Source organism: Saccharopolyspora sp. NPDC045941 (assembly GCF_056431445.1).
The window spans coordinates 1-8208 of sequence record NZ_JBWKKU010000131.1; the positions used below are offsets into that span (position 1 = coordinate 1).

8 protein-coding genes are annotated in these 8208 nt (G+C 68.6%); 4 read left to right on the top strand and 4 right to left on the bottom strand.

Going from position 1 to position 8208, the window contains the following annotated elements; translation table 11 throughout:
- Positions 1–114: 114 nt before the first annotated feature.
- Complete coding sequence (locus AC07FN_RS45245) at positions 115–660, top strand: RICIN domain-containing protein (protein ID WP_452613292.1); 546 nt, start codon at positions 115–117, stop codon at positions 658–660.
- 36 nt (positions 661–696) lie between these two features.
- Here the strand turns inward: AC07FN_RS45245 and AC07FN_RS45250 are convergent, their stop codons facing one another.
- Entirely contained in the window at positions 697–1983 is a 1287-nt protein-coding gene (locus AC07FN_RS45250) for a hypothetical protein (RefSeq protein ID WP_478401271.1), read from the bottom strand.
- 106 nt (positions 1984–2089) lie between these two features.
- On the bottom strand, positions 2090–3691 hold the full coding sequence (locus AC07FN_RS45255) for a hypothetical protein (RefSeq protein WP_478401272.1): 1602 nt from the start codon (positions 3689–3691) through the stop codon (positions 2090–2092).
- 193 nt (positions 3692–3884) lie between these two features.
- Between AC07FN_RS45255 and AC07FN_RS45260 the strand changes: the two genes are divergently transcribed.
- Together AC07FN_RS45260 and AC07FN_RS45265 are read left to right on the top strand one after the other, a co-directional pair.
- On the top strand, positions 3885–4106 hold the full coding sequence (locus AC07FN_RS45260; protein ID WP_478401273.1) for a hypothetical protein: 222 nt from the start codon (positions 3885–3887) through the stop codon (positions 4104–4106).
- A 278-nt stretch (positions 4107–4384) separates the two neighbouring features.
- Entirely contained in the window at positions 4385–4609 is a 225-nt protein-coding gene (locus AC07FN_RS45265; RefSeq protein ID WP_478401274.1) for a hypothetical protein, read from the top strand.
- Positions 4610–4619: 10 nt separating this feature from the next.
- Here AC07FN_RS45265 and AC07FN_RS45270 read toward each other — a convergent pair whose 3' ends face one another.
- On the bottom strand, positions 4620–5171 hold the full coding sequence (locus AC07FN_RS45270; protein ID WP_478401275.1) for a flavoprotein: 552 nt from the start codon (positions 5169–5171) through the stop codon (positions 4620–4622).
- Positions 5172–5322: 151 nt separating this feature from the next.
- Here AC07FN_RS45270 and AC07FN_RS45275 point away from each other — a divergent pair, with 151 nt between their 5' ends.
- A complete protein-coding gene (locus AC07FN_RS45275) occupies positions 5323–5625 on the top strand; it encodes a hypothetical protein (protein ID WP_478401276.1) in 303 nt (100 codons plus the stop codon).
- Positions 5626–5680: 55 nt separating this feature from the next.
- On the opposite strand, the gene AC07FN_RS45280 is transcribed toward AC07FN_RS45275, so the two are convergent.
- The gene (locus tag AC07FN_RS45280; protein WP_478401277.1) at positions 5681–7612 is read right to left on the bottom strand and encodes an N-acetylmuramoyl-L-alanine amidase; all 1932 of its coding nucleotides are present in this window, start codon (positions 7610–7612) and stop codon (positions 5681–5683) included.
- Positions 7613–8208: the final 596 nt, after the last annotated feature.

An 8208-nucleotide genomic window follows, 5' to 3' on the forward strand; every position in this document is an offset into this window, starting at 1 on the left:
CAAGTCCTTTAAGCCATCCACCGGCTCGAGCATGTCAGCCATACCCAGAACCCCTGGGCCCTCCGATCTTACGAATGACCAGATCAGACCCACGCTTGAAAGGTAGGACTTCTCATGTACTCGCGAATCCTCCAGGTCGTTTCAGCAGCAGTGGCCACGGTCCTGCTCCCCGCTGCCGGGGCCGTTTCCGCTGCGCAAGCCGACGAAGCGCGCCAGGGTTCCGGTGACGCTCGTCAAACCGCTGTTCGGATCGTCAACGTGAGTTCCGGTCAGAAGCTGATTCCGACCGGATACGGGGCGAACAAGGCCGAGAACATCGTTATCTGGGCGAACGCCGTCGAGGAGGCTCCAGGCGGCAAGCTGTGGAGGCCCGAGGCCCTCGGCGCCGGCTATTACCAGATTCGGAACAGCGACACGAACCTCTGTCTTACGGTCGGCAACTACAACGCACCTGACGGTAGGACGGCAGTTGTGCAGCAGAGCTGCGCACAAGGTCTCAACCAGCAGTGGGAGCTGCCCTACGTCGGCGGCGGACACCTGATCAGCTCCCGGTCGGACGGCCGCGTCGTGACTCCGTTCAACATGGGCGGCAACTACTGGGCGGTCATGGACCAGCAGTCCGGAGCGCTGACCCAGCTGTGGAACTTCCCCCCGGCCTGACGCTTCTCGCCCGCATGGTTCCGAGATCGCCCATGTCTAGGTCTGCTCTCCTCCGTCGTGCCACTTCTGCATGTGCGTGGCGTGGGTGTGCAGGTAGGCGCCGGGTTTGAAGAAGCGGTCGTAGAAGTCCAGGTCCAGGTGGTGGGCCTGGACGTAGTTCATGATGAACACCGTCGGCACCGTCCCGGGGAACTTCCCGAAGGTGTCCAGGACGTACTGCGCTTGGAGCGCGACGCACGCCTTGAACTCGTCGTCGTGCACCAGGGCGCTGCCGCGGAAGCCCGGGGTGTCGGTCCAGGCTCCCGGGGTGTCGCGGTGGAACGGCCCGCCGGGGCCGAATTTGCGTTCGGCGAACGCCTCGACCGCCGCCGCCATGTCTCGGTACCGCGGTGGGCAGCAGGCATCGAAGACGCCTTCCCGGCCGGTGGGGTTCGGGGTCGGCCAGCGCTCGTCCTCGTCGTAGCGGAACCCGAGGCCGGGGACGCCGGGATCGCCCGAGGCGCCGAGCATCGCGAAGCGGTCGATCCCGTCGAACATCCAGCCGCCGAGCCCCATCGCCTGCAACATCAGCACGCCCGCGTAGCAGGCGGAAGCCAGCTCCGCCGTCGCCTCGGTCAGCGCGTACTGCTCGGTGAAGGTGAGCGGGAACGGCTCCTCGACGTCGACCAGCCCGCCGAACTCCGCCAGCCCGGGGAGCTCGCGATCGTTGACGTCGTCGTAGATCGCGTAGCCGTTCTGGGCGAAGAAGCACAGGATGGCGATGACGTGCTGGGCGATGTCCGCCACCGGGATGACCAGCAGCGAACCGGGAACGTTGACGCACCAGGTGTTGTGCCCCTCCAGGTAGGGCTCCTCCGCCGGCAGGTGCAGCCGCCCGGGCGAGAGCCGGTGCAGCCGCTCGCGGTGCCGCTCGACCACCAGCTCCGGGGTGACCTCCTCGACGGCCGGGTCGACCAGCGCGCCGGCGTCGCGGGTCGGGAAGAAGTAGAGCCCGGAGTCGTCGGTGAAGAACAACTCGGCGGTGTGGATCCCGGCCGCGGACGGGAAGGTGCGGCCGGCGGCGGCGCCGGCGTAGTTCGAGACGTGCGGGGCGTACCGGGCGTGCCGGGTGATCGAGTAGTGCCAGCCGGTCGTGCCGCCCATCGCGCTCAGCACGAGCATCCGCTCCAGGTCCGTCAGGGGAACCGGCTCGTGCCTGGAGCGGTAGGCGAGCGGGCCGTCCGGGATCTCGTCGCCCAGGGCGAAACGCCGCGAGCGGCGGCCGAAAATCGCCTCCACCAGCGGGAAATCCGCGAGCTCCGCAAGCGCCGTCTTCTCGGGCACAGCGCCAGACTGCGCCCGGAGAGCGGGCCCGGACCAAGGGCTTTCTGCCCGCCGCTCCGGACGGTCACTGCTCACGCGTGCTCGCGCGCCATCCTGAAACGACCCCTCAGGCCAGGTGGGTCCTGATCCTTTCGATGCGCTGCTCGATCGGGACCGCGCGGGCCGCCTCCAGCGCGTTGAGAAGTTGTTGGAGGGATGGGGAATCGGCGACGCCCCGGTTCTTGAACTCGCGTGCGTCGACCACGTTCGGGAACGCCGCGAGCGCCGGGTGGTTCGTCGTCAGCACCTCGTTCCCGCTGCGCGGCAGGAACGCCTTCTGCATCGTCGAGGGCGGCTCGTCCACGATGATCAGCGCGTCGTCCGTGCGCCCGTTTTCCTCCAGGCAGGCGATCTCCTGGGCCAGGGCGGGGGTCAGCTCCGCCGCCCACACGATGATCTGGGCGGCCAGCGGGATCAGCTTCGCGACGGTCTCGAACCACGTCGCATCCGGGAGGTACAGGGCGGCCCTGGGGACGAACTGGCCGAACGCCGACGACAGCTCCAGCTCGCCCGCCTTCGTGCTGGCCACCGTGATCATCGGCACCGCGAGTTCCAGTTCCGCCAAGGCGGGACCGCAGTCGCGGAACACGATGGTCTGCACGTAGTCGCCCTGCGGGTCGTCGGGGTTTTCGAGGACCGACGCGAGCGCCGACGACGCGCGCGACTCCTCGGCCAGGCCGAAGTTGCGCAGCAGGAGCACGAACGGTTCGCCGGAGCACAGCCAGCTGCGGACCTGGCCGACCGAGCTCAGGTGCTTCTCCCGGGCGGCGCGGACGAGTTTGGCCATGTGGTTGCGCGGGGCGCCCGACAGCAGCCACGGCAGGCCGAAGCCCTTGCGCCGCCTCCTGCGGTCCCAGTCGCGCTGCTTCCGCAGGTAGTCGAGGTTCAGCTCGGGCTCGCCGACCGCGAACCCGTCCAGCACCACGCCTGCGTGCTCGGCCCGGCTGAGCCATTCGTCCACGTCGGGATTCCCGCCCCGATCCCGGCCGAACGACTTCACGAGCTCGTCGAACTTCTCCCGGGCGGCCCTTTCATCGCCTTCCTGGAGCGATACCAGCGCCGTGTTGTACAAGCCCTGCGCCGCTCTCCCGCGCAGTTCGGGATCCGCATTGTGCCGGTACCGCCGGAAGATCTCCGCCCACAGCGCCGCTTGCTCCTCGCGTTTGCTCGACAGGTTTTCGACCGCTGCGAGGTGATGCCCGCGCAGGTGCGCGTGGATCGCCAGCGCCCGGCACAGCGCGCGCTCCACCAGGACGTCCACCGGGCCGCGGACGGCGTCCACCACGTCGCGCAGCACACCGGCTGCGGCGGCATTGCCCGTCGCATCGGCTTGCCCGGTGTAGGCGCACAGGTCGGTCAGCATGTCGAGCACCCGCGCGCCCAGTCCGGGATCCGGGTGGTGCGCGTAATGCACGCCGTACCAGCGCAACAGCAGGAACGAGTCGGCGATGTTGCCGACGCGGTAGAGCGCCGTCGCGGTCTCGTACACGATGTAGGCGTGGTCGCGCGGGTCGTACGGGCCCGCGCTCGCCGCCTGCTCCGGGAGGGTCTCGAACAGCCAGGTCCGGAAGTCCCGGTCGGCCACCTGCCTGGCGGACTCGCTCCGCATCCGCTGCCACCTGCCGATGGCGCCGTCCACCACGTCCGCGAGCGTCAAGTCGTCATCCACTGGCGTCACCCCCACTTGTGCGTGCCTCAACCTCTCACGGGCCAGTTTCGAGGGCCTTTGGCCTCGGGGTCCGGCGTTCGTGCGCGCGTAGAGTTCTTCGGCGGAGCCGGGTTCTAGCGATTCGGTCGGAACATACCGGGGTCCGGCGGGATTTTGCGGGCCTCGCCGAATATCAACCGAAGGAGCATCGATTATGCGTACTGTTCTGCGTGGTTCGCTCGGCCTTGCGCTGGCGCTTCCTCTCCTGTTCGGAGTCGCCCCGCTCGCGCCGGCCGCGTTCGCCGCCGTTCCGGCACCTACGGTGGCGCAGCAGCAGACCGACGAGTGCAACCAGGACGACTGGGTCTGTCAGGAGCACCAGCAACAACACCAGCAGCAGCAAGACCAGCAGCAGCACCAGCAGCGCGGGCGCTGAGGACCGGGCTCAGGTCCGGTCGTCGAGCGCCGCGTCGAGGATCTTGCGCCAGGGGATCTCCAGGGCCTGGTCGTTCCTGGGGCCGTCGCGAGAGGGATCACCCGGGAACCGCGGTGGGTGTCCACAGGGGACACGGCCGGTGTCTAGGGCCGTTGGGCTCGCGATTCGGCGGGCGCGGTCGCGTAAGGTCGTTCGGCAGAGCCGATTTCCAGCCGTTCGGTTCGGAAAGTACTGAGATCTCCGGGTTTCGGTGAACATCAACCGAAGGAGCATCGGTGATGCGTACTGTTCTGCGTGGAGCGCTCGGCATCGCGCTGGCGCTGCCACTCGTGTCCGGCCTCGCCCCGGCTGCGTTCGCGGCCAGTCCGGCGCCTGCGGAGGCGGTGCAGCTCGCCCTTCATCCGCGGTATCACCACAACTGCGCGGAGGACGACGTGATCTGCGAGACGCACGCGCACTTGCACGAGCTCCAACGCCACCTGCAAGAGCACGGGCAACACTAGAGGATCGGGCTCAGGTCCGGTCGTCGAGCGTCGCGTCGAGGATCTTGCGCCAGGGGATCTCCATGGCCTGGTCGCTTCTGGGGCCTTGCAGGGGCCAGTAGTCGTCGCCGGTCAGGAGCCGCACGTCGGCTTGGCGCAGGGTCTCCACGTGCGACTTCCACACAGGGTGGCGGACCTGCGTGATGTTGATCTTCGGGAACACCACCACCGGGATCTCGGGGGTTCCCATCGCCTCGCCCAGCGTGGTCAGGGCCTGGTTGTCGGCTAGGCCCAGGGCGAGCTTGGCGACCGTGTTCGCCGTCGCCGGGCAGGCGAGGTAGCGGTCGATGGGCGGGTGCGGGCGGCCGGCCCCGGGCAGCCGGGGCTCGACCCGGCACGGCAGGCCGGTCACCTGCTCGATCCGCTCGACCTCGCCGAGCGCCCGCAGCCACGCCCCGGCCGCGGGCGTCAGCGTCACCGCGACTTGCCAGCCCCGCGAGATGGCCGGTTCGATCAGGGCCGGGCGGATCTGCTCGACACCGCCTGCCGCCGATCCGATCAGTCCCAGGGTCCGCTCGCTCATACCGCCAGTATGTCGCGGGAGAGATCACCCGGGAACCGCAGTGGGCGTTCACAGGGCACACGACCAGCACCGAGGGACTTTGGGCTCGCGATTCGGCAGGTGCGCGCGCGTAGGCTTTTCTGGCGGACCCGGATTCAATCGATTCGGGCCGGTGAACACCGGGGTCTTCGAATGCCCACCGGGCTCGGCGCGCTTCGGGGCCTCACCGAACGTCGACGAAGGAGCATCGGTGATGCGTACTGCCTTGCGCGGAGCGCTCGGCCTCGCGCTGGCGCTGCCGCTGCTATTCGGAGTTTCCGCGCTATCCCCGGCCGCGTTGTTCGCCGTCGGCCCGGCGCCTGCGGTGGCATCGCAGCTCGCCCCGCAGGAACAAAATCACCACCGCTGCCTCAAGAATGACAAGGTTTGCGAGGAGCACCAGGTGGAACACGCGCGCCAACACCACCGGAACTAAGCGGTAGATGGTCATCGGCGGAGCGCCCCGCGGGCGGGCGCTCCGCCGGTGATCGTCAGACCGACTTGAGGTCCGATTCCTTCACGTAGACCCAGCGGTAGTTGTACGAGATCGGGACGTAGACCTTGTCGCCGACGATCACCTCGTGGTTGTCCGGGTCGTTCAGCCCGTCGTAGACCACGTTGTAGTCGAGCGCCTTGGTCTCCTCGCCCGCGACGTACACCTGACCGGCCGGCACCGTGTACGGCAGCGGCTTGATCTTGCGCGGGTCGATGCCGGTCGGGTAGTCGCCCGGCTGCGGCAGCGACAGGCCGTAGGTCGGGATCTGGTCCCGGACCGGCGTGACCAGGTCGGCGTCGTCGGCGGGTGCCGTGTTCGTGCCGCCCGGGTCGCGCAGCCAGGCCTTCTTGCCGTCGAACCAGATGGCCAGCCAGTCGCCCGAGCGTTCCGCCACCGCGTACTGCCGGCCCGTGTTGGCCTTGGCCGACCAGTCCTCGATCTTGGTCGTGCCCGGCGAGCCGTCCGGGTGCACCGTCGGCGAGCCGATCAGCGGCGCGTCATCGCGCGGTTCGGTGTGCAGGTACAGGAAGTTCGCCCCCTGCGCCGGCAGGGTCCGGCAGGGCTCGTCCTTCGGGCACTCGACGACCTCCGGCCGGTTCGCGTCGAACCGCGGGAAGATGGTCACCACGTCGTCGCCGCCGGTGTCGCCGTCCAGCGGCTCGTCCAGCAGCTTCATGTAGTGCGCCCAGTCCCAGAACGGGCCCGGGTCGTAGTGCTCGCCGCCGGCCTTCGCCGGGTTGTCGGCGCTGACGTCGTCGTGGCCGACGATGTGCTCGCGGTCCAGCGGGATGTCGTACTTGTCCGCCAGGAACTTCACCAGCTCGGCCGACGAGCGGTACATCTGCTCGGTGTACCACTTGCCGCCCTCGGCGGCGAAGCCCTCGTGCTCGATGCCGATCGAGCGCATGTTCCGGTCCCAGTTGCCGGCGTGCCACGCCATGTCCTTGGTGGGGACCATCTGCGTGACCTGGCCGTCGGAGGAGCGGACGATGTAGTGCGACGCCGCGCCGTGCGCCGGGTTCTGGAACGCCGAGATCGCCGTCTGGTACGAGGTCTCCGTGTCGTGGATGACGATGGAGTCGATCTTGACGTCCTTCGGCCGGTTGGCCGTGTCGTAGTTGCCGTAGCCGCCGGTCGGATCCTGCGGATCGGTCGGGGCGTAGGCCGCCGGGATGTAGCGGCAGTCCAGCTCGGTCGGGCATTCCGGCTTCGGACCGAGCGGGGCGTCCTTGATGTTCTTCAGGTTGGTGCCGCTGAGATCCCGGTCCGGCAGCACCTCGGGGATCTTGGCGAACGCCAGCCGCTGGCCGGTCGAGGTGGTGCGGGCGCGGCCCTGGCCGAGCACGTCGTAGACGTCGTCGGCGAAGGACTGCGCGCCGCTGGCCTGCGGGCTGCCGCTGAGCTCGGCGATCGCCGGGTACCAGCCGCCGATGTTGTTCGGCAGGTTTCCCTCGCCGAGGTTCTTGGTGCGCTGGGCCAGCAGCGCGGCACCGGCCCGGATGTTCTGCTCCGGGTCGCGCTTCACCTGCTCCGGCGGGAGGCCCACCAGCGCCGCGGCCTCGGTCAGGGTGTGCAGCGTGGGGTGGTCCCCGAGCTTCTGCAGCTTCGGGTTCTCGCTGCGGAGCTCATCGGGGTCGATGTCGGTCAGGTGCATCGGGCCGTAGCCGCCGGCCACGCTCTGCTCACCGTTGTGGTCCTCCCACCTGGTGAGCTGGAACGAGGTCGCCATCAGCAGCGGCATCGGGATGCCGAACTCGGCGGCGGCCGATTCGAAGGCGCGCTGCTCGACGGTGTCGGGCGCGGCCGGGGTCGTGGGGGCGGCATCGGGGCCGGCGCCGAGGGCAGTGTGGGCTGCGCCGGTCAGCAGCCCGGTGACGCTCGCCGTGACCACAGCGGCTCGCCACCAGTGGAGCTTCCTGGCAGTCAAAGTTCGCTACCTCGCAAAACCAGAACTGGTGTCCTAAGTGGACCTGTGGGGTGCGCTGTCGATCACCGAACCTGCCAGTGGTCCGCAAGCGCTCGTGAGCGGTTTGGATTGCTATGACGCTCCAAAGCACTCACGAGTCCCGGGCGCAGCCGGTCGGCCGCCGCGGGACGCGTCGGGCCAACGTCGTGTCCTCGGTTGATCAACTGCGGGGCCCACCATTCCACCGTTCGAGCGATTCGGCACCGTCGAAATCCGATCTGAAACCGGGTCGATACGTGCAGAGCGGGAATTCTTCGCTTTTGGGCCGCCCGGATGCCCGAAAGTGCCGGCGATGGCCGAGGCGGCGTCCGGGCACACTCGTCCCGACGGGGCCCGGTGGGGGCGATTTCGCGCGAAATCGCCACGCGGCCGCACGCGGGACGCTTCGCGCGGAAACGGCGTTCAGCGTTCCCGGCGATCATGATTCACCAGTGTCCGCACGCCATTCTGGGAGGGGCCCTAAGGGATTGCAGAAAATCAACTCGCTGATTTCGGCTTTGTGTTTGGTGTGGGGTTGAGGCTGGTTGCTAGCGCGGTGAGGTCTGGCGCGGAATAGA